20 protein-coding genes, 1 tRNA gene and 3 pseudogenes are annotated in these 20144 nt (G+C 39.9%); 8 read left to right on the top strand and 16 right to left on the bottom strand.

From position 1 onward, the window contains the following. The first annotated feature begins 756 nt into the window (after positions 1 to 756). Both B5V81_RS05280 and B5V81_RS05275 read left to right on the top strand, forming a co-directional pair. Positions 757 to 1632, top strand: a complete 876-nt coding sequence (locus tag B5V81_RS05280; RefSeq protein ID WP_212112437.1) for a MotA/TolQ/ExbB proton channel family protein — start codon at positions 757 to 759, stop codon at positions 1630 to 1632. Beyond that, entirely contained in the window at positions 1629 to 2234 is a 606-nt protein-coding gene (locus B5V81_RS05275) for a biopolymer transporter ExbD (RefSeq protein ID WP_212112436.1), read from the top strand. The genes B5V81_RS05280 and B5V81_RS05275 overlap by 4 nt, the downstream gene beginning before the upstream one ends. A 1008-nt stretch (positions 2235 to 3242) precedes the next feature. Here the strand turns inward: B5V81_RS05275 and dut are convergent. The 6 genes from dut to B5V81_RS05245 form a co-directional block, all read right to left on the bottom strand. After that, positions 3243 to 3782 carry a dUTP diphosphatase gene (gene dut, locus B5V81_RS05270; protein ID WP_212112435.1) on the bottom strand — a complete coding sequence of 180 codons (540 nt, stop codon included), beginning with the start codon at positions 3780 to 3782 and terminating at the stop codon, positions 3243 to 3245. Positions 3783 to 4154: 372 nt separating this feature from the next. Further along, positions 4155 to 4964 (bottom strand): VIT1/CCC1 transporter family protein, encoded by an 810-nt coding sequence (locus B5V81_RS05265; RefSeq protein WP_212112434.1) that lies wholly within the window; start codon positions 4962 to 4964, stop codon positions 4155 to 4157. Between the two features lie 1014 nt (positions 4965 to 5978). Continuing rightward, positions 5979 to 6497: a type II toxin-antitoxin system PemK/MazF family toxin gene (locus B5V81_RS05260; protein ID WP_212112584.1), complete on the bottom strand. Its 519-nt coding sequence runs from the start codon at positions 6495 to 6497 to the stop codon at positions 5979 to 5981. Positions 6498 to 6872: 375 nt separating this feature from the next. Then, positions 6873 to 7016, bottom strand: a complete 144-nt coding sequence (locus B5V81_RS05255) for a DUF4102 domain-containing protein (protein ID WP_212112602.1) — start codon at positions 7014 to 7016, stop codon at positions 6873 to 6875. A gap of 292 nt (positions 7017 to 7308) precedes the next feature. Next, positions 7309 to 7878 carry a disulfide bond formation protein B gene (locus B5V81_RS05250; protein WP_212112433.1) on the bottom strand — a complete coding sequence of 190 codons (570 nt, stop codon included), beginning with the start codon at positions 7876 to 7878 and terminating at the stop codon, positions 7309 to 7311. A 12-nt stretch (positions 7879 to 7890) separates the two neighbouring features. After that, a complete protein-coding gene (locus B5V81_RS05245; protein ID WP_212112432.1) occupies positions 7891 to 8496 on the bottom strand; it encodes a YqaA family protein in 606 nt (201 codons plus the stop codon). A 194-nt stretch (positions 8497 to 8690) separates the two neighbouring features. Here B5V81_RS05245 and B5V81_RS05240 point away from each other — a divergent pair. Then, positions 8691 to 8775: transfer RNA gene (locus B5V81_RS05240), tRNA-Leu, on the top strand. Positions 8776 to 9107: 332 nt separating this feature from the next. On the opposite strand, the pseudogene B5V81_RS05235 reads toward B5V81_RS05240, so the two are convergent. The 5 genes and pseudogenes from B5V81_RS05235 to fumC all read right to left on the bottom strand — a co-directional run. Continuing rightward, positions 9108 to 9384, bottom strand: a pseudogene (locus B5V81_RS05235) (Arm DNA-binding domain-containing protein); the annotation flags it as partial. Between the two features lie 1360 nt (positions 9385 to 10744). Then, entirely contained in the window at positions 10745 to 11635 is an 891-nt protein-coding gene (locus B5V81_RS05230; protein WP_212112431.1) for an outer membrane protein, read from the bottom strand. A gap of 1234 nt (positions 11636 to 12869) precedes the next feature. Continuing rightward, positions 12870 to 13010: pseudogene (locus B5V81_RS05225) on the bottom strand (hypothetical protein); the annotation flags it as partial. 141 nt (positions 13011 to 13151) lie between these two features. Then, positions 13152 to 13280 (bottom strand): annotated as a pseudogene (locus tag B5V81_RS05220) (hypothetical protein); the annotation flags it as partial. A gap of 154 nt (positions 13281 to 13434) precedes the next feature. Continuing rightward, positions 13435 to 14823, bottom strand: coding sequence for a class II fumarate hydratase (gene fumC / locus B5V81_RS05215; RefSeq protein ID WP_212112430.1), 1389 nt, complete (start codon positions 14821 to 14823; stop codon positions 13435 to 13437). 230 nt (positions 14824 to 15053) lie between these two features. On the opposite strand from fumC, the gene groES reads away from it, so the two are divergent. The 4 genes from groES to B5V81_RS05195 all read left to right on the top strand — a co-directional run bounded on the left by groES (position 15054) and on the right by B5V81_RS05195 (position 17783). Further along, a complete protein-coding gene (groES, locus tag B5V81_RS05210) occupies positions 15054 to 15350 on the top strand; it encodes a co-chaperone GroES (protein WP_005774667.1) in 297 nt (98 codons plus the stop codon). A 60-nt stretch (positions 15351 to 15410) separates the two neighbouring features. Continuing rightward, a complete protein-coding gene (gene groL, locus B5V81_RS05205) occupies positions 15411 to 17054 on the top strand; it encodes a chaperonin GroEL (RefSeq protein WP_039758355.1) in 1644 nt (547 codons plus the stop codon). Positions 17055 to 17442: 388 nt separating this feature from the next. Beyond that, the gene (locus B5V81_RS05200) at positions 17443 to 17613 is read left to right on the top strand and encodes a hypothetical protein (protein ID WP_212112429.1); all 171 of its coding nucleotides are present in this window, start codon (positions 17443 to 17445) and stop codon (positions 17611 to 17613) included. Then, on the top strand, positions 17613 to 17783 hold the full coding sequence (locus tag B5V81_RS05195) for a hypothetical protein (RefSeq protein ID WP_212112428.1): 171 nt from the start codon (positions 17613 to 17615) through the stop codon (positions 17781 to 17783). Before B5V81_RS05200 ends, B5V81_RS05195 begins: the two co-directional genes overlap by 1 nt. Here the strand turns inward: B5V81_RS05195 and B5V81_RS05190 are convergent. Beyond that, positions 17773 to 17913, bottom strand: coding sequence for a hypothetical protein (locus B5V81_RS05190; protein WP_212112427.1), 141 nt, complete (start codon positions 17911 to 17913; stop codon positions 17773 to 17775). The genes B5V81_RS05195 and B5V81_RS05190 overlap by 11 nt on opposite strands. 403 nt (positions 17914 to 18316) lie before the next feature. Between B5V81_RS05190 and B5V81_RS09040 the strand changes: the two genes are divergently transcribed. Then, positions 18317 to 18445, top strand: a complete 129-nt coding sequence (locus tag B5V81_RS09040) for a hypothetical protein (protein WP_280528002.1) — start codon at positions 18317 to 18319, stop codon at positions 18443 to 18445. Positions 18446 to 18838: 393 nt separating this feature from the next. On the opposite strand, the gene B5V81_RS05185 is transcribed toward B5V81_RS09040, so the two are convergent. Genes B5V81_RS05185 through bgtA form a run of 4 tightly spaced genes read right to left on the bottom strand, consistent with a single transcriptional unit; the run spans position 18839 to position 20075 of the window. Then, complete coding sequence (locus B5V81_RS05185) at positions 18839 to 19051, bottom strand: hypothetical protein (protein ID WP_212112426.1); 213 nt, start codon at positions 19049 to 19051, stop codon at positions 18839 to 18841. Next, positions 19044 to 19256 carry a hypothetical protein gene (locus tag B5V81_RS08825; protein ID WP_244979390.1) on the bottom strand — a complete coding sequence of 71 codons (213 nt, stop codon included), beginning with the start codon at positions 19254 to 19256 and terminating at the stop codon, positions 19044 to 19046. Before B5V81_RS08825 ends, B5V81_RS05185 begins: the two co-directional genes overlap by 8 nt. Beyond that, on the bottom strand, positions 19180 to 19416 hold the full coding sequence (locus tag B5V81_RS05180) for a hypothetical protein (RefSeq protein WP_212112425.1): 237 nt from the start codon (positions 19414 to 19416) through the stop codon (positions 19180 to 19182). The genes B5V81_RS08825 and B5V81_RS05180 overlap by 77 nt, the downstream gene beginning before the upstream one ends. Further along, entirely contained in the window at positions 19413 to 20075 is a 663-nt protein-coding gene (gene bgtA, locus B5V81_RS05175) for a gene transfer agent endolysin BgtA (RefSeq protein WP_212112424.1), read from the bottom strand. The genes B5V81_RS05180 and bgtA overlap by 4 nt, the downstream gene beginning before the upstream one ends. Positions 20076 to 20144: the final 69 nt, after the last annotated feature.

Raw genomic sequence — 20144 nt, 5'->3', positions numbered from 1 at the left:
CTTAATTCTTCAGTTTCTCGTGGGGCGGTTTTGTTAAGTATGTTGAAACTGGTTTTTTAAAGACTTGTGACAAATCAAAAAATATGGTTTTGGCGATTTTGCAGGAAAAATTTTACAAGAGAAATTATACTATTGTTATATTTTTGAAGCAGAGAAGAAAAATAATATTGCTTGTTCTTTTTCTCTTATGCATTGGAGGGGCCAAATGAACACGCCTCATTGTATTCTTTATCTGTTTAAAAGAGTGCGATCGTCCTTTTTTAAAGATGTATGGTATATGTTTAATTGTGAGAAGAGAAGTTTAAAGAATTGAGTTTTTAAAAGATCAATATCTTTTCTTAAAATACTTCATCTTTGCTGCTTATTTCATACAAATTATTCCGTATAAGGAGCTGTGTTGTTGGGTTTATTCAAGAGCCGTTATGATAAATTATTATTATAAATCAATGTGTTATTTTTAAAAATTAAAATATTATATGGGATATTTCTTACAAGTCTATCATTTTGCCAAATTTATGGTGTAAATCGGTTGGGGTAGATAAATTTTTTGAAGGATTATAAAATTTTTTTTGAATGAATTTCCTAGAATAAAAGAGAATTGAGTGAAGAAAACTATACTTGATTTATCAAGTTTTCTTTCTTAAGAGAAATGTGAAAGTGACGTTGAAGGAAAGGTGCATTGCGGAACAGTGATGCTGTGCGGCGGGATGGTATGCTGCGTCAAAAAGATTAAGACCACAAGAGTGTGAGAGAGAAATGGAATCTGAAACTGTCCCTTTAGAGAGTCATTCTGCTGTATTGACAGCGCATGATTTTTCTCCTTTTTCTATGTTTATGGCTGCTGATTGGGTGGTGAAAGCTGTTATCATTCTTTTATTGCTTGCTTCTTTGATGTCTTGGACAATTGCTTTTGTAAAAATTATTGAGATTACTTTGGCAAAACGACGCGTGCGTCATGAACTACAATTGGTTCTTAATGCTCAGACTCTTACGCGTTTGGCAGCAAGCTTGAAAGAAAGCAAAGGAGCTGGGGTGTTTTTTCTCAAAGAGGTTCTTAAGGAAGTCTATCTTTCTACACAACAGGTTCATTTTGTTACTTCTGAAGGGACAAGTGAAAGCTTTGGTGAGAGAGCTCATACAAGAAAAAGTGCACAAACACTTGAAGATATTCTCTTTTATGAAGAAAACGATCAATATGAAGGTACTTCTCGCGATGGTTATATCCGCGATGTTCATGAAGGTTTAAAAGAAAGAGTTCATTCACTTTTGTCGCGCTGCTTGCTGGCTGCGACACGGCGTGTTGCGTATGGCAACGCTGTTCTTGCAACCATTGGTGCCATTGCACCCTTTGTGGGGCTTTTTGCAACGGTTTGGGGAATTATGAATTCTTTTATTGGAATTGCTCAATCTCAAACAACGCGGCTTGATGTGGTTGCTCCTGGAATTGCTGAAGCCTTATTCGCAACGGCTATGGGGCTTTTTGTAGCTATTCCCGCCGTTGTTATGTATAATAGTCTTATGCGTGCTTTGAATGGCTATCGCAGTGATTTAGGGGATATCGCTGCTGCTCTTGAAAGGCTCTTGAGCCGTGAACTTGATCGACAAAAACAACAGAAAAGTCATACAAAATGAAAGCAAGCTTTAATGATGATTGGGATACTGATGAAAGCGGGTTGCACAGCGAAATCAATGTAACGCCTTTTATTGATGTTGTGTTGGTGTTGCTGATTGTTTTTATGGTTGCTGCACCACTGGCAACATCTGTTATTCCTGTTCAGCTTCCTTCTATAACGCAAGAACCTTCTGCGGTTCAACCCGATGAGCCTTTGTATGTCACTTTGCAAAAAGATCATTCTCTTTACATTGCCGATCATCTTATAAAACAAGCAGCTTTGAGAGAAACTTTGTTAAGGGAAACTAAGCAAAATTTAGAGACAAAAATTTTAATTAAAGCGGATAGTGAAATTGATTATGGCATTGTCATTGATTTGTTAAACCAAATACGTATGGCTGGATATCGTAAAATCGGTCTTGTCGGATTGCAAAGTTCTCCCAATCTTGATGCAAGAGGTGTGATTAATCATAAAACAGCTGATGGGACAGAGGGACCTAGTGTGGCAGACGGTGTTATTGAGAGAGCGGACGCTAACATGGTGGGGCAGCAGGCAGAAACAACGAGCGATGCCTTAAACCCTCATATTTCTGCAACTTCTGGAACAGCTTTGGACCCGTGATAAAAAAAGCCTTTTTTGAAGAAAATAAAGCAATTTTATCACAGTCATAGAGTGAAATTAATGATGGCATTCTGCTTATGATGTGCAAGCGAATGGTTTGGGTTGATTCAATATAAATGGGCTTGGAATGAGAAAATCTTACGGTATTAGGTACTCTTATTCATCAGACAATACAGTGAATTATCATTATAAATCAATGTATTGTGCAAGGTTGTGACAGTCTTTGGCTCATGGGGGGCATAAGAAGCATTTTTTCAGTTTTTATCTACATGGTCAGCAGCGCTTGTTACGGATAAGAGACTTGGCTTTGATGGGGGCAAACAGATTTGCAATGAGAAAATCTCATGACATTTGGATCTCTTATTTTACAAGGAAATGAATTATTCTTATCAATCAAGATGATGCGTCTTCCGGATCATCATCGTCAATCGTTTCAGGGGTATTGAGGCGTTTCAGGGGTATTGAGGCGTTTCAGGGGTATTGAGGCGTTTCAGGGGTATTGAGGCGTTTCAAGGGTATTGAGGCGTTTCAAGGGTGTTGTGGCATGTGAAGGGTGTTGTGGCATGTGAAGGGAGGAGGCTGAATGAGAAGCCTAGAAGGATGTGTACTTTAAAAGTTTTAAAGCTCCAAGTGATCAATGAAAGATGTGTTGGAATAAGGGCACGCTGCTCTGGCGCAAGAACGAGAGTTCCTTCTTCTCCAAGGGCTGTATGTCATCAAGATCAGCAGAAACAGCCATATAAGGACGTTGCATTGTTTCAAACGCAAGACACTGAATTGATAAAGTAACGGGATTGTGAAGCTTTTAGAAGAGATAGGAAAAAAAGATGCTGCTCTCAAGCTTTTTTAGGGGTATGTCTAGCGAAGGAGTCTTGGGCGTCAATGGGCGTTATGCATGCTCCTACGCTTTAAAGCCCAAAGACTCTCAAAAAAAATCAAGGATCCCAGAAGTGAAAGAGTCGTGTGAATGAGCCCGTGTTCCTTTAAAAGCAAATTTTTCAGAGCTATTTAAGTATGCCCTGTTGAACCAAAACCGCCTGTTCCACGGCTTTCGTTATGGTTTTGGTTGTCTTTTTGCTCTGGTTCAATGGCGCAAACATTGACTTGGGATACGGGGGCGATAACTGTTTGGGCAATACGCATTCCCCGTTGAATGGAAAAGTCTTCCTGACCACAATTAATGAGAAGGACTTTGACTTCACCACGGTAATCACTATCAATCGTTCCTGGGGTGTTGAGACACGTGATGCCGTGCTTTAAGGCTAAGCCAGAGCGTGGACGTATTTGTGCTTCATACCCTGGTGATAAATGAAAAATGAGGCCCGTTGGAATAAGGGCTCGCTGCCCTGGCGCAAGAACGAGAGTTTCTTCTTCTCCAAGGGCTGCACGGAGATCAAGACCGGCAGAACCCGCTGTCGCGTAGTGAGGAAGTTCTAAACCTTGTCCGTGTGCAAGACGTTGAACAAATAAAGTCACAGGGTGTGAAGCGTGAGAAGAAACACCATTTTCTTGGTTGTTGAGAGGGGCGTTGGTTTCAGTATGCGTCATGATCAAGGTATTTCCGAAATATGTGTTCTAGAAAAAAGAGCACTTTAACAAAAGATATCCATAAAACAAGTCGATAAAGGTTTTTGATACAGGTTGTCCCCAGAGCTTGCTTATCATCTCTTGTTGATTCATAAGCTTCCAAAGCACTTCCAATGCAATTTTCAGAAATGGCATTATCAATGATGGCTTATGCCTATGAAGGAGAACGTGTATTTGAGATCTCAATGATTTATTATAGGTAAGATTTCTCTACAGGTAAAAATATTAAGGCACCATAAGAGCACTTTTAATAAGGGCATTGCCAATGATGATTTGATGTTTCGCTAAAAGGGACAATCCATGAGAGATCGAAATTATGGGGTATGCGTTTTTTTAAATACTCCCGATAAGAATCCCAGTGGCAAAAACCAGAGCGCCCCCAATGATGACCTGTAAAGAGGCGCGCCAAAAAGGGGTCGACATGTATTTGTTCTGAATCCAAACAATGGCGCCTAGTTCGAAAAAAACAATAATACAGGCAATCACTGTTGCAAGGTAAAAAGAGTGGATCAAATAGGGAAGCGTATGACCTAACCCCCCTAATGTTGTCATAATGCCGCTGGCAAGACCTCTTTTCAATGGTGAACCACGCCCTGATAATTTTCCATCATCATGGGCTGCTTCTGTGAAACCCATTGAAAGCCCCGCACCAATAGAAGCTGAGAGCCCTATCAAAAAGGTTTGATGCGTTTCTCCTGTGGCAAAAGCTGCGGCAAAAATGGGGGCAAGGGTGGAGACAGAGCCATCCATTAATCCTGCAAGACCCGGTTGAATCCATGTCAAAAGTGTTTGTTTTTGTGCTTTCGTGGGCTTTTTTAGGGGCTGATTTGCCGCTGTTTTTTTCTGCGAAGGTTGACCCCCCTTGCTTTTTACAAAAGAAGTTTGCTCACACAGTTCATTAGCAGTGTGGGCACGATTATGGCAAGAAAGACACAAAAGTTGCTTATAATTTTCAAGCTCTTGAAGCCCCATGGCGGTAAAAACCGCGGCTTCTCTAGAGGAATAAGGCTCTAGAGCTTTTGCATATTTTAAATAAAGCGCGGCATGTTGCTCTTTTGCTTTGAGCGCTTGAAGCATTAGTTTGTGTGTTGAACGAAAGAACAGAGCTTTACGCTGTACAAATGAAAAAAACGATTTCAACATTCTCTGTTCCTTTGCACTTTAGAATAATTCTAAACAATAAGAAAAATAAACGGAAAGTCAACCTAAAAGTTAAAAACTGAAAAATTGCAAAAAGGTTGCGCTGCAAAACAAAGAGTGTTGGGATGCCATGAAAATAAAGCTGGCAAATAAAGGAAGTACAAGAACATTTATCAGGTGGGAAGATTTATCAAGTAGGGGTATTTATAAAGTGGAGTCGAGAGGGGGCGCGTGAAAGAATTGAGAGAAAATATGCTTTATTTTTCTAAAGGGGCGTTTTCAATGGAGTCTTCTCAATGTATTGAAGCTTGAAAATATATGGAACGAAGATTGCGGTATTATTTATTTGACGCCTTTAAAAGACGATCATAACCGTTGGAATTTGAGATCATTCTTTAAAAGAGACTTTTTTCAAGAGACAAAACCCTATTTCATAAGGGCGTCCGTGAAGAGTATATGTGAAGAATATAGAAGAGTAGAACGGTCAAGTCTTCATACAATAATATAAACTCCATTGAGTTTTCTTACTTTCAAGCTGCATAAAAGAGCAAGCCGGATCATCATATATCTTTGCTCCCAGTGTTGCGACAGCCGTTAGCACTTGAGAGCGTTCATTAAAAGCCATTTTTAATCCTTTCTTACACAGTTTTTACCCCCATGGTTCATCCACTTATGACGTGCAAAGGAATGGTTGTGATTGATTCAACATACACAGATTTAAAATGAGAGAATCTTACGTTATTCGGGACTCTCATTCAATATGCAAAACAGTGATTTATTATTATAAATCAATGCATTGCTTACTATCGGATAAGCTTCTTCATTGTTTCAGTCTGTTATTGCTTTTTTTGCGTGAGGATGATTATGATATTGTTGGATATCTTAAGTCAAAGGGAGAACCTCAATGACGAAAGGAGCGGTTTCCCACTCCTTCGTTCCTATCTCCCCTTACGGGGAAGCGGCCACCATTGCTGATGCCGTATATGCTTATCTATATACGCTTATTTTTTGAAAAAGTCAATGGTGTAAACGAGGTAAATGTTTAAGCATAAGAGAAACAACTTTATGAAATTCTTCTTCCGATAACCTTGGAATGCTCCGTGAACAACTAAGACGGCTTACCGAAACTGTTGTCACATAATTGCAGATAATCCATGCTTTTTTATGTTCTATTGGAGATTGTAGGGGATAAGCCGCAGGATTATTCGGTTGCGATTTTGTCGAAAATGGCAAAACCGTAACATTACCGTAGAGTTTTGCATTCTTAGAGAGCACTAAAACAGGACGTTTTTTCCAGAATTCCGGTAAGATCGAATCATGAGGAAAATCACACCAAAAAACTTGTCTAATGCGAGGTGCCGATTTAAGCCGAGGTTTTATATGAGGGGGTTTTTTGTAAGGAGCATTTAAATCTCCCAATTTCTCATGCTCTCGCCATGCGGCATGATCATGTTCCATCCCAATATGCGGTGCTTCAAGGTGACAGATATCTAAAGGAGTGAGCAAGGGAGGTGCTGTATTTTTATCCTCAGGCATGGTTGACCATTCAATATTTATTGGTCCCCTCACTCATTTTATCTCATCGCTTTTCTACGCCTGCTTCTATCAAAATATTGCTTATGCGTATAGAGAAGCAAAACAATAAAATACAAATATTCGTTGCTTTTTTTGTTTTGCTTCCCTTTGGAGAGGAAAACATTGATAACAACATGAAATCTGCAAATGTATGAAAAAAGAAATACAGGGATATTTTACAACAAAAAATTGTTTCATCTGTTTAAAAGTTAAAGGGAAGTTTGATGAGGAGATGATGTTTGTAGGCTGCCGTATTAAAGGGTTAATTTTTGTGCTCTGGAGGTTTTGTGATGGGGGCAAAACAAAACGTTATCCAGCTGCCAATTCACGGGCTTTTTAAAAGAAACATGTCTTAACGCTCGTCACATCCATTTCACGGTGCCGACGATGAATGGTATAACGATAAAGCCATTGAGCACCTCCATTTTTACGCTTATGGAGAAGCAAGCCAGTATCATCACACACTTTGCCAATTGCCATATTGCGATAGCCCTTGGCACTTGAGAGCGTTCATTAAAAGCCATTTTTATTTCTTTCTTGTACAACTTTTACCCCCACATCAGCTGCGCTTATGTCGTGTAAGAAAGTGATATTGATTCATATCTGAGATGATTTGAAATGAGAAAATCTCACAGTATTCGGGGTTATGATTTAAGTTGTAAAAGAATAATTTATCATTATAAATCAACGTGTCGTATGCTTGTGGAGACCCCATGCCCTATGAGGCGTTTTTAAGAGCAAGCAATGCTCTGTGTGTGGGAGACAGGAATTGTTATGTTTTGTGGTCTGAAAGAATGCCTTTTGAAGTAATATAGAGGCTTATAAGGGTGAAAAATAGGCTTGAGACGACATTCCAACCAGCAAATGAGAGAAAAAGAAAACGTACGGGTGCTTCAGAACAAGAAGGAGGGTGAATGTTGTTTAATTGGTTAAGCAGTTGGTTAACGTCTGAGGCTTTGCGTACGGCGGTTGAACCACAACTGAGAGGAGCTGTCCAAAAGCCATATTCAACACCTGCATGATAAATGGCTAAAACAAGGCTGATGCTCATTAAGACAAAAACACATAAAAATAAAAGTTGTATCCAAGAAGACATGCGAAAAAACCATGCCCCAAAACCTGCTAAGAGCAAAAAGGGTATGGCACCGTAATAGGGAAAACGCTCGATAAGACATAAATCGCAAGGAAGATATCCTCCAAGATGTTCAAAGCCAAGGGCAATACCTATGGTAGCGGACAAGCAAAAAGCGAGAAAAAAAGCCCATAAACTTTGTTCTTTTCTGCTGGGTTCAAGATGAAGGTGTTTCTTTAAAAGCGAATGGGAAGACAAAACATAGGCCATTGGGGTTGCTCCTTATAAAAGCTGCTGGTTTAAAAAGGCAATAAAAATCCCATAAATTAAAAGGAGACTAACACACACCATGAGGACAATCCATTTGAAATGCTGTCGTAGAAAATTCATTGTTTTTTGTCCAAAATGTTTAATCAGCCATGCGAGAAGATAAAAACGAGCGCCTCTGGAAAAAATACAAACGAGAATGAAAAGTTCAAGACGTATACTCATGACACCAGCCAAAATTGTGACAATTTTGATGGGGGGAAGATGAAAAAAGCCTGATGTTATCAGTAAAATAATCAGAAATTGCAGGGTTGCACTGTTTTTTAGAGATTCAAAACTTTCAACTTTACCGTAAAATTCTAAAATGGGTTTGGCGAGGGTGTCATAGGCAAAATGTCCGATAAACCAACCGGCAATGCCTCCTAAAACGGAACAGATCGTTGCAATTAAAGCATAGCGATAAACATGCTTTTTACGGATAAGCAGCAGCGGGATATATAAAACATCTACGGGAATTGGAAAAAAAGAACTTTCAATAAAGGCAATAAAACCAAGCCAGTGTGGTGCTGTACGCCGATTTGCTAAAGAAATCGTCCAAAGCTTTAGTTTGTTTAATATCATGCGTTTTTTATAAATTTAAGAGGTAAAAACTTTACAAATAAGATTGCTATAAACCCGATAAAGAAAATATTCCATAAAACAGAGAAGAAAATGATGGGAATTCTTAAAAAAGAAGAAGTCTGGTGTTGACGAATCTGTTCTTCTTCATATAGTGCAGAGGAATAATCGACAAGTCTGTCTTTTATAACACAAGTGCGGGTGTGGTGGAACTGGTAGACGCGCCAGACTCAAAATCTGGTTCCGAAAGGAGTGTCGGTTCGAGTCCGACCACCCGCACCACTTCATGAGTATTTCCCTTTATCCTGTTGTGTCACATCACGTTAATTTAAAAATCTTGGGATTTATAAAACCCTAGGATTTATAAGACATTGGTGTATAAAGAGCGCTCTTTAATTTTCCTCGTGAATAAATGACCTCGAATATCGTAGGATTCTCTTAATTTCATATCTGTTTATCGTCAATCAACTAAACCCATGTTTCTTGCGCATTGCAAGCAGGAGGCGTTTGCGTGGTGTAAAATTGTATAAAAAAAGCATGCCTTTTTATGAATCTTATTAAGAGTGAGGGTATCATGAGGGGAGAAAAGTGTGTGATGGGGTGTGTTTGCTTTTTGACTCACGTTTTTGTTTCTCACGCTCTTTAATGGGGGCACGACCTTCATGTAAAACAGAACGCCATTGATTTGCACATTCACGTGCTTTTTTTAAAGAAACGTTTCTTAAGGTATCCAATCCCATTTCGCGACGACGTCCATGAATGGTATAATGATAAAGCCATTGAGCACCTCCATTTTTACGCTTATGGAGTAACAAACCGGCGCCATCACACTATTTGCCGCCCTGTGGGTGTTGCAACAGATCTTGCATGAAGACGGTTCATAAGAGCCATTTTTTAATCCTTTCTTATACAATTTTTACCTATACGCCAGTCCCGCTTGTGGTGTGCAAGCAAGTGATTTTAATTGATTGATGATAAACAGATTTGAAATGAGAGAATCTTACGTTATTCGGGATTCTAACTCAATATGAATAACGCTAAATTATCCATATAAATCAATATATTGTCTGCTTTTTGATGAAGTATAAAGAGGGTGCACAATAGATTTTATTCTTTATCGCTTCTGTTGCGAAATGGGTTTACAGGTTGAATGTTGCTTAAAAATAAGCCCGTGAATAAGCCCGTGAATAAGCCCGTGAATGAGCCAGTGTATTGAGGGAGGCGTGGTTTGGTTTTGAGCGTCTCCTATGACATGAAGGGTGTGATCACAAACAGGTAAAAAACAAAAGCGTGCGGTCCATGTGTAATCTTTATTTTTTAAAAGACAGTGCTTGTTAAAAGACAGTGTTTGGCTTTTGATGGCTGAAGTAGAAGTGAAAGAAGAGAGGTGGGATGGAAGAGGGGTTTCACAAATGGTTTTTTGGGTTTTTATAATTTCATATTCTCCCCAAATGAGATTAATTCTCTCGTTTTAGAAATTACACAAACAGAATCGGTAATATCCTTGCTCCATTCTGGCATAAAAACAGTTTGAAACCTCGTCGCTTGAAAAGTATGGTGATAGAAGGGAGCTTTTTTTAAAACATTCAAGTGTGTTTTTTTCAGTATCTATTGAATATTCAGGTTAGGGTTTGCCTATAGCGTTTTAAAAGTTAAGTGAAGCCCTATGAAATGGGAAGTCAAGAAAAAACTGCCCCAAGAGTTGTCGTTTCTTTACAAACCAATATCGGATTTTAGGGGGGGCAAGTAGGGGGTAAAATGGGGTTTAAAATCTTTGTTCTTTGAAATGTAGCGAAAAAATCAATTCTTGTTCGTTTATAAAGTGATCTTATTAAGAAAAATAAAGGTGAGAGGTGAAGTAACATTGAAAAAACGGATTGTTCATCAATGAAGAAGCTTTATTTAGGGCGTGGAGAAGAGGTTGAAAAATGAACACATATCATCTTCTCTATCATCATCCGCTGCAATTAATATACATTATCCGTATTTACTTAAAAAAAAAATCAGTGCTCCCCCTTATTTCATAAGAGCGCCAATGAACCAATGGGGTGATGGTAAAGCTCTTGCTATTGCAAATGTATCCTCTAAAAGAATGAGAGAATAGAAACTTGCTAGAAGTGGGACTTTTTCACGATCCTTTGTTGATAGTCGCGTGCTGGTTTTTAGAGTTTTTGTTTTTTTAAGGGGTGGAATCACAAAAAAACCCTGTTTTAACAGGGCTTTTTTAATGTTTCATTTTTTCTAAAAGATATTAGAATTTATAAGCGACGCCAAGGCGAAAATTATGCGTTTGGGTGCTCATTTTAAGTTCATCATTTGCAAATTTCTGTTTAAAAAAATCTGTATAACGATATTCTGTACGCATGATAATGTCATCGGTCATGGCAAGGTCAAAACCACCACCCACAGTATAACCAATCATTGTTTTTGTTTTATTGAATACATCACCAGAAGCAAATACCGTCGAATCTTCTTGCAATTTTGTTAAAAGTGATAAGATATATTGCATCTGTGTATAGGCAACACCCCCTGCAATATAAGGCATAAGGCGATGGGAAGCAAAACCAATACGTGCGCGGGCAGCGCCAGCCCATTTTTCTTTCAACGTTACACTGCTGACAATAATATCACCATAGTTGGGGATCGTTTCATTCTGAGCGGCTGGTTTTATAATAGGAATCCCAGCGTCGTGAAAGGTAGCATTGACAGAGTCTAATTTATCGAGAATTTCTTTCCCATTGTCTGTTTGGGTGTTTTTCCTCCCCGACCAGATCATATCCGTATCAAAACTGACAACAAGGTTATTTCCTAAATCAATATTAGAACCTGCATAAAAACCGGCGACAAATCCTTTTAGTTCTGGTGATAAATCTCTATCGACCAAAGCCCATTTTCCGTCTCGCGCTTCTGGTGGGTAATTTAAAGTGCTTTTACTGGAAAGATGTCCAATTTGTCCACCAAAATAAAAACCAGACCAAGAAAAAGGTACTGGAACATTAACCGGCGAGATCCGCGCTGATAAACCACCTGGCGCTGAAACATGTGGTTTTGATTGCTGAGAGATGACCGTATCGGCTGCTTGCGCTGTTGAAGTGGCCATAAAAGTGAAAAGAGATAGTGCAATTAAACATTTTTTATTCATAAAAACGTCCCCAATTTATTTCAATAACGTAACTTATTATGCATGAATTGGTTAAAAAAATCTATATATAATTATCATTATGAAAAATAAAACACTCTAAAAATCTATAATTTTTCATGAGCTAAGCTTTTTTGAAACATGTTTGTCTTGCTTATTTCCCATATAATTCTTAGTTCTCATGATTTTTTTGGGGATTTATTTCCTTAAATATTCTCTGTGTTTTATAAAACATTATGGCGTAATAAATAATCTTTTAAATTATTAAAAGAAACATTTTGTGTAAAATATCTTTTATTATTTAGTTATAACTATATCATCCATAATGGTGATTATGTTGATGCTTAATATAATATGGATGTGCCTCGTGTTAAAAAAGTTCATGGTGTTTCCTCATATGCTTGGCCCGTTTTTAATATTGTGAGTGCTTTTGTATGGCGAATGTCTTTATATGGCGATAGCCTTGGGGAGGTGAGAAGAAGAACAATTTTCTTTTTCAATTCTTTTTATCGATAGGCTACGTTTGCTTGCGATAATCCAAACGCATCGTTTGGATTGATTCAATAAGATATGAGAAGGGGGGATATGAGAAATAAGCAGGGGGAAGCATGAAAAATAACAAGGGGCAATAAAAAGAATAATAAAGAGAGGCGTGGGAGAGCATTCTTCTATGAAGATTTCTTATTCATGTACAATGATAAACTATTCTTCTCGTTCGTCTCAGTTTGGAGCTAAAAACCGAATGTCATTGGTCATTTTAAAGAGAACAGCGCATGGATTTAGGCTTTTGGGAGTAATGCGCAAGAGCACCATGATGGGCAAGTGACTCAAATGCTTCAAATTGATTACGCACTGTCAAGGATATATCTCTGTGAGGGCGCTGATTGTTTTGAGTAAAAGCAACGTCAAAGCTTTGCGAGGTGTTGCATTTTGTTCCAACCGTTGTTTTTCTATTGAGCACGCTCATCTTTATGGATCATAAAAGAGCAAGTCGGCACTATCATACACTTGGCACACGCTTGGGGATTGCTCTAACGTGCTCTAAAATATTGTGAGCCCCCTTCGTTCTTGAGACGGTTCATGAGAGGCATTTTTGAATCCTTGTCTTATACAATTTTACGCCATACACTTAGCTTGCTTATGATAAGCAAGCAGGTGATTTTGTGATGCAACATAAAGGGATTTAAAATGAGAGAATCTTATCGGTATTTAGGACTCTCATTCAAGATTAGATTTTTTATTGGGGTGCGATCATCTTTTTGGGATCAACCGGCCGGTCATAATCTTCTCCAGAAACGCCTGCTTTGAGGGCTTCAGTGTGCAGCGTTGTATCATTTTTGTGCGCTGCTTTGGTAATTTCAGCGGCTTTTTCATAGCCAAATTATAAGAGTTGGAATGGGAGTGAGCGTTTAAAATAAACACTGGGGGGAATCATCATCCAATATAATCGAGGTGTGGGTGCCCCGATTATATTTGATGGATAAGGTTTAAGAAGTTTGCATCTTCTTTATCGGATTTTTTATTGGGGCGGGATCATCTTTTTGGGATCAACCGGCCGGTCATAATCTTCTCCAGAAACGCCTGCTTTGAGGGCTTCAGTGTGCAGCGTTGTATCATTTTTGTGCGCTGCTTTGGTAATTTCAGCGGCTTTTTCATAGCCAAATTATAAGAGTTGGAATGGGAGTGAGCGTTTAAAATAAACACTGGGGGGGATCATCATCCAATATAATCGAGGCGTGGGTGCCCCGATTATGTTTGATGGATAAGGTTTAAGAAGTTTGCATCTTCTTTGATCGGATTTTTTATTGGGGCGCGATCATCTTTTTGGGATCAACCAGCCGGTCATAATCTTCTCCAGAAACGCCTGCTTTGAGGGCTTCAGTGCGCAGCGTTGTATCATTTTTGTGCGCTGCTTTGGCAATTTCAGCGGCTTTTTCATAGCCAATTTCTGGGGCAAGTGCTGTGACTAACATGAGTGAACGCTCCATGAGCGCGTGAATATGAACACGATTGGCGCGTAATCCTTGAATGCAATGCAGATCAAAAGAACGCATGCAATCACCAAGAAGGGTAATGGATTGTAAAACGTTATAGCCAATAACAGGTTTATAGACGTTGAGTTCAAAATGCCCTTGGCTTGCAGCAAAGGTTACGCTGGTATGATTGCCAAAGACTTGGGCTGCAACCATGGTCATAGCTTCACACTGGGTGGGGTTAACCTTGCCAGGCATAATAGAAGAGCCCGGTTCATTTTCAGGCAGGGTGAGTTCCCCTAAGCCGGAACGGGGACCGGAGCCTAAAAACCGAATGTCATTAGCAATTTTAAAGAGATCAGCAGCTAAGGCATTCAAACTGCCATGAAAATGCGCAAGAGCACCATGATGGGCAAGTGCTTCAAATTTATTGTGCGCCGTTTTAAAGGATATGCCTGTGAGGGCGCTGATTGTTTCCGCAAAGGCAACGTCAAAACCTTTCGGGGCGTTGAGACCCGTTCCAACAGCTGTTCCACCTTGGGCAAGCATTTGAACATCAGAAAGGGCTGTTTCAATTCGATGACGATTAGCTTCTAAGGCGACTCGATAGCCTGAAAATTCTTGGGCAAGCGTTAAGGGCGTGGCATCTTGCGTATGGGTGCGTCCGATTTTGATGATGTCGGCAAATTCTTCTTCTTTTTTCTTGAAAGTGGTAATAAGGGCGTCAAGAATAGGAAAAAGATGTTGGCGCGTTTGCAGCGTGGTGGCAATGTGAAGCGCCGTGGGAAAGGAATCGTTGGATGATTGACTCATATTGACATGGTCATTAGGATGAACGGGCTTTTTGCTTCCCAGTTTTCCTCCCAAAAGCATGCTGGCATGGTTGGCAATCACTTCGTTGACATTCATATTGCTTTGGGTCCCTGAGCCTGTTTGCCAAACAGAAAGCGGAAAATGTGTATCGAAGGCGCCAGAGAGAACTTCATCGGCAGCAGTGACAATCGCTTTTCCAATCTTGGGAGAAAGTTTGCCTTTGTCCATATTCACAAGAGCAGCCGCTTTCTTGATAAGGCTTAAAGCGTAAATGATCGTAAGGGGCTGCTTTTCTGTGCCAATATTAAAATTATGCAGAGAACGTTCAGTTTGTGCTCCCCAATAACGATCTTGGCGTACCGAAATCGTTCCAAAGCTATCCGTTTCCTGACGTGTTTCAACCATGATAAGATCCTTTTTTGTTCACGGGTTCTTAAAAAAGCTAAATAACGCGAAAGTGCAAGAAGAAGCAAGTCGTTGAAGTCTCATTTATAGAGAAATTATTTTATGGCTATCCTTGACATTGAGAAAAGCCGATTTTATATCTTGCATAGTGTTAGCACTCGTGACTTAAGAGTGCTAGCAAGAACTTTCTAAGATTAATGCAATTGTGTTCAGTTTTAAGGATTTAAAACATGGCTAATATACAATTCCGTCCACTTCACGACCGTGTCGTTGTTCGTCGGGTTGAATCTGAAAATAAAACCGCTGGTGGGATTATCATTCCAGATACAGCAAAAGAAAAACCACAAGAAGGTGAAGTTATTGCTGTGGGCAATGGCGCTCTCGATGATAACGGAAAGCGCGTGCCTTTAGAAGTCAAAACAGGAGACCGTATTTTGTTTGGAAAATGGTCTGGAACTGAAGTCAAGATTAATGGGGAAGACCTCTTAATCATGAAAGAATCTGACATTATGGGAATTATGGGCTAATTAAAGAACGCTCAATTTTTCATTGTGTACTATTTTGAAAAAACTCCAAGGAGAAATTAAATGGCTGCTAAAGAAGTCAAATTTGGCCGTGAAGCCCGTGAGCGTTTGTTGCGCGGTGTCGACATCCTTGCTAATGCGGTTAAGGTGACACTCGGCCCTAAAGGGCGCAATGTCGTGATTGATAAATCATTCGGTGCGCCACGTATCACAAAAGATGGTGTATCCGTTGCAAAGGAAATCGAACTGGAAGATAAGTTCGAAAATATGGGTGCGCAAATGTTGCGCGAAGTTGCTTCTAAAACCAATGATATTGCTGGGGATGGAACAACAACGGCAACTGTTTTGGGACAGGCTATCGTACAAGAAGGCGTGAAAGCTGTTGCTGCGGGCATGAACCCTATGGATCTTAAACGCGGAATTGATGCTGCTGTGGATGAAGTGGTGGCTAATCTTTTCAAAAAAGCCAAAAAAATCCAAACTTCAGCGGAAATTGCGCAAGTTGGAACCATTTCGGCCAATGGTGCTGCTGAAATCGGTAAAATGATCGCGGATGCCATGGAAAAAGTCGGCAATGAAGGCGTCATTACTGTGGAAGAAGCTAAAACGGCTGAAACCGAATTGGAAGTCGTGGAAGGAATGCAATTTGACCGTGGCTATCTTTCCCCTTACTTTGTCACGAATGCTGAGAAAATGGTTGCCGATCTTGATGATCCTTACATTCTCATTCACGAAAAGAAATTGTCCAATTTGCAATCCTTACTTCCTGTTTTGGAAGCGGTTGTACAGTCTGGCAAACCCCTTCTTATCATTGCTGAAGATGTTGAAGGTGAAGCTTTGGCAACGCTCGTGGTCAACAAGTTGCGTGGTGGTTTGAAAATTGCTGCTGTAAAAGCACCAGGGTTTGGTGATCGTCGTAAAGCAATGCTTGAAGATATCGCTATCTTGACATCGGGACAGGTGATTTCTGAAGATGTGGGCATTAAACTTGAAAATGTCACTTTGGATATGCTTGGACGTGCTAAGAAAGTGAATATTTCTAAAGAAAACACCACAATTATTGATGGTGCTGGACAAAAGGCTGAAATTACTGCACGCGTTAATCAGATTAAAGCTCAGATTGAAGAAACAACTTCTGACTATGATCGTGAAAAATTGCAAGAAAGACTTGCTAAACTCGCTGGTGGTGTTGCTGTTATCCGTGTGGGTGGTGCAACTGAAGTTGAAGTGAAAGAAAAGAAAGACCGTGTGGATGATGCGTTGAATGCAACGCGGGCTGCTGTGGAAGAAGGTATTGTTGCTGGTGGTGGTACTGCATTGTTGCGTGCAGCAAGTGCGTTGACCGTTAAGGGAAGTAATCCTGACCAAGAAGCTGGTATTAATATCGTTCGTCGTGCTCTACAAGCTCCAGCGCGCCAAATCGCAACAAATGCTGGTGAAGAAGCTGCGATTATTGTGGGCAAAGTGCTTGAAAATAATGCTGATACATTTGGTTACAATACCGCGACGGGCGAATTTGGTGATTTGATTGCTTTGGGAATTGTTGATCCTGTGAAGGTGGTGCGTTCTGCTCTTCAGAATGCGGCTTCAATTGCAAGTCTTCTGATCACAACAGAAGCAATGGTTGCTGAAATGCCAAAGAAAGATGCTCCAATGCCTCCAATGCCGGCTGGTGGAATGGGCGGAATGGGCGGAATGGATTTCTAAGCTCTTTTCCATAGAGATAATCAAGAAACGGGTCTTTTCGACCCGTTTTTTTTGTCTCTTTCTTTTCTTCTTCTTGTTCTTGTTCTGGAAAGCGGTTTCCTTCACGTGGAAAAGAAGCTTTCCTCTATCCTTGTTCTATCCCCCTTCATCTCTAATCGTCTATCCTTATAGCTCCCAATATATCACAGCTTTGATGTCTCCACGAGCAGCACGCCATATTTCATCCCTTTCATTTGTGCCTTTTTCCCAGCTTTCCTTACTACACCTGTCATTTTTCTTGCAAAGTGCATATTCTTATGGTTTGTTTTACAGATTCACGCTTTTACGATTTTACAAATTTACAGAAAGAAGTAGAGAAGAGCTCTTGTGCTATCAAGCCTATTTCGTGATGGAGTTGGTGCGTGGGTACGGGGTGGTGCGTGATGCGAGGTTGGTGTGTGGTATGGGGTTTAAAGTGCATATTCTTATGGTTTGTTTTACAGATTCACGCTTTTACGATTTTGCAAATTTACAGAAAGCAGTAGAGAAGAGACATTGTGCTTTCAAGCTTATTTCGTGATGGAGTTGGTGCGTGGGTACGGGGTGGTGCGTGATGCGAGGTTGGTGTGTGGTATGGGGTTTAAAGTGCACATTCTTAAGGTTTGTTTTACAGATTCACGCTTTTACGATTTTGCAAATTTACAGAAAGCAGTAGAGAAGAGACCTTGTGCTTTCAAGTCTATTTCGTGATGGAGTTGGTGCGTGGTACGGGGTGGTGCGTGATGCGAGGTTGGTGTGTGGTACGGGGGGTGAGAAGTGGCAGTTCATTGCTGGTGTCTCGTAAAAATTTTCCAATAAAGGTTGCTTTGCGTGTCATCATTTTTTTGCTCTTTTGAGAAAAGGAGCTATGGTGCGAAAAAGTAAGTTGTGTTGAAAGAGAAAGTGGGTTGTTTGTGCTGGTGTTTTTCCTTGGTAGATGGTTTATGTTGGCTTTGAGATCTTGTTTTGTATTTTTGATAGAATTTTGTTGGTGGAGGCAGGGGGTGGGTTGATGCACAATAAGCGTGGTTTATTGCGGTTGTTTTGAGGATAGAGGTATGGTGTCTGTCGTATAGGGGGTGGTGTGTAGTACGGGGGGTGTTGCGTGGTGCGAGGTTGGTGTGTGGTATGGGGGCTAAAGTGCACATTCTTAAGGTTTGTTTTACAGATTCACGCTTTTACGATTTTCTAAATTTACAGAAAGCAGTAGAGAAGAGACCTTGTGCTTTCAAGCCTATTTCGTGATGGAGTTGGTGCGTGGTGCGGGATTGGTGCGTGGGGATGGGCTGGTGTGTGGTATGGAGCTGATGTCGTGGTATAATGCTCCTATGAAGCGTATGGAACTTATAGGAGCCCCCCTTTATGCTTCATAAAAGATGGAAGAGAGTATCCCATAATACGATCTTTGTTTGCTTAACTAATGCGTTTATTTAAAAGAAAACTCTTTGAATGGTTTTAATGGTATGGATGATGAAGATAAAATTCTTCACATATCAATATGTTATTTAAAAAATGCACGTTGGCATATTTGTTTTCCAAGATTATTCTCTTGTGTCAGCTTAAGTTTCGTCCGCGTGATTTTTTTTGAATCTCTTTTCATGCCGATAGAATTAATGTCGCTATAATGCTTGAAAATTCATTTCATCATGGCGTTTGTGCAGCGTGTAAGGTCCATGAGACGTGAAAAATCATCAATAAAATCTCCGTGTTATTTTTAATAACGGATGTTTTTTTAATTGAACACGTCTCATGTTTCATCGTTTATTTTAGAACTGAATATTCGATTTTTGTGTAAAAATATTTGCTAATGCATCCAAGATACGTGAAAAATCAAGCACTAAGAGGAAAATGATGAATATAACCCACTTCGTATAGCGTGACATCACTTTTATACTTTTATAAGTCATGATGATTTCTTGGAGAATTTCTTTTTCCTTTTCTGTAAGCTCTGTTTGTTTTTCTGTTTTTTTTCTAGCCATGTTTCCACCCACACAAGCCTTCCCCTTGTTTGTTATGCTTTAAAATATCTCTGGCGAGATTTGAGCTGATATTCTTGAGATCTTTTTGATCTAAATAAATGGGCAGCCAACCAATGCAAGATGAAGGCTCATTGATTGTTTTTATTGCGCAACCAGTGAGTAAGACCAGCGCGTACATCAGCATCACTTTTTTGATTAATTTCATTTTCCACCTCTAGCCGTGTTGTTGATGACTTTAATGTTTTTTCTGTTTGCTTTTGCTGTTCAATCTTTTTTCCAAGCGTAAAAGCTTTTGCTAAAGTGATAAAAAAAGCGGTCAGAACCGCTCCTGTTATCGTCAAATTTTTTTTCATCCACCCCATCATAAACGTTGCTCCCGAAAGCGTTTTACCACAAAGAAAATGCCAGCACAGGCGGCTAAAACCATAATGCTTGCTAATGCCCATTGGATGGGGCCATTGCCTGCCAATAAGCCTCCAAGTCCAGAAAAAGAACCTATAATGGGTGTTAGTGCTTCTGCTTTGAAAAAACCCATTGGTTCTTTTGTTTCCACAGTTTGATAATTGGGAGAAACATAAGCGCCTTTTGCCCATAATCCCGCTTCTGCTGCACGACGGTGGACAAGACCGTAAAGACGTTTTCCTCCTGCTTTGGTCCACTTTTGTAATTCAGAAGGTACAGCTTCATATTCGCCATTATTGAGTTTCTTGAGCAGGGTTGATTTGCAAAAAGCTGCTGTCCCTACATTATAACAAAATGATACGAGTGCGGCGAATTGTTCATCTGTTAAGGAAACCGTCACATTTTTTTCAACGGTATTCTCAAATTGTCTTAAATCTTGATAAAGAACTTCTTCGGCTTGTTTTTCCGTGATGATCATGCCCTTATGAACAAACGGTTTGCCAGCCGTGCTGGTATGACCATAGCCGATTGTCCACACGCCGATGGTATCTTTATAGGCATGTAAACGCAAGCCTTCCCATTGTTTAATGAGTGCAAGCCCTTCAGATGATATTTTTCTCATTTACTTCTCCATAAAATAAAGCCCCACTTTAAAGTGAGGCTGGTTGACAGATTAAAAATGAATTTTTTT

The organism is Bartonella queenslandensis (genome assembly GCF_018155095.1).
GTDB lineage: Bacteria > Pseudomonadota > Alphaproteobacteria > Rhizobiales > Rhizobiaceae > Bartonella > Bartonella queenslandensis_B.
This window is presented reverse-complemented; position numbering and strand designations above follow the sequence as displayed.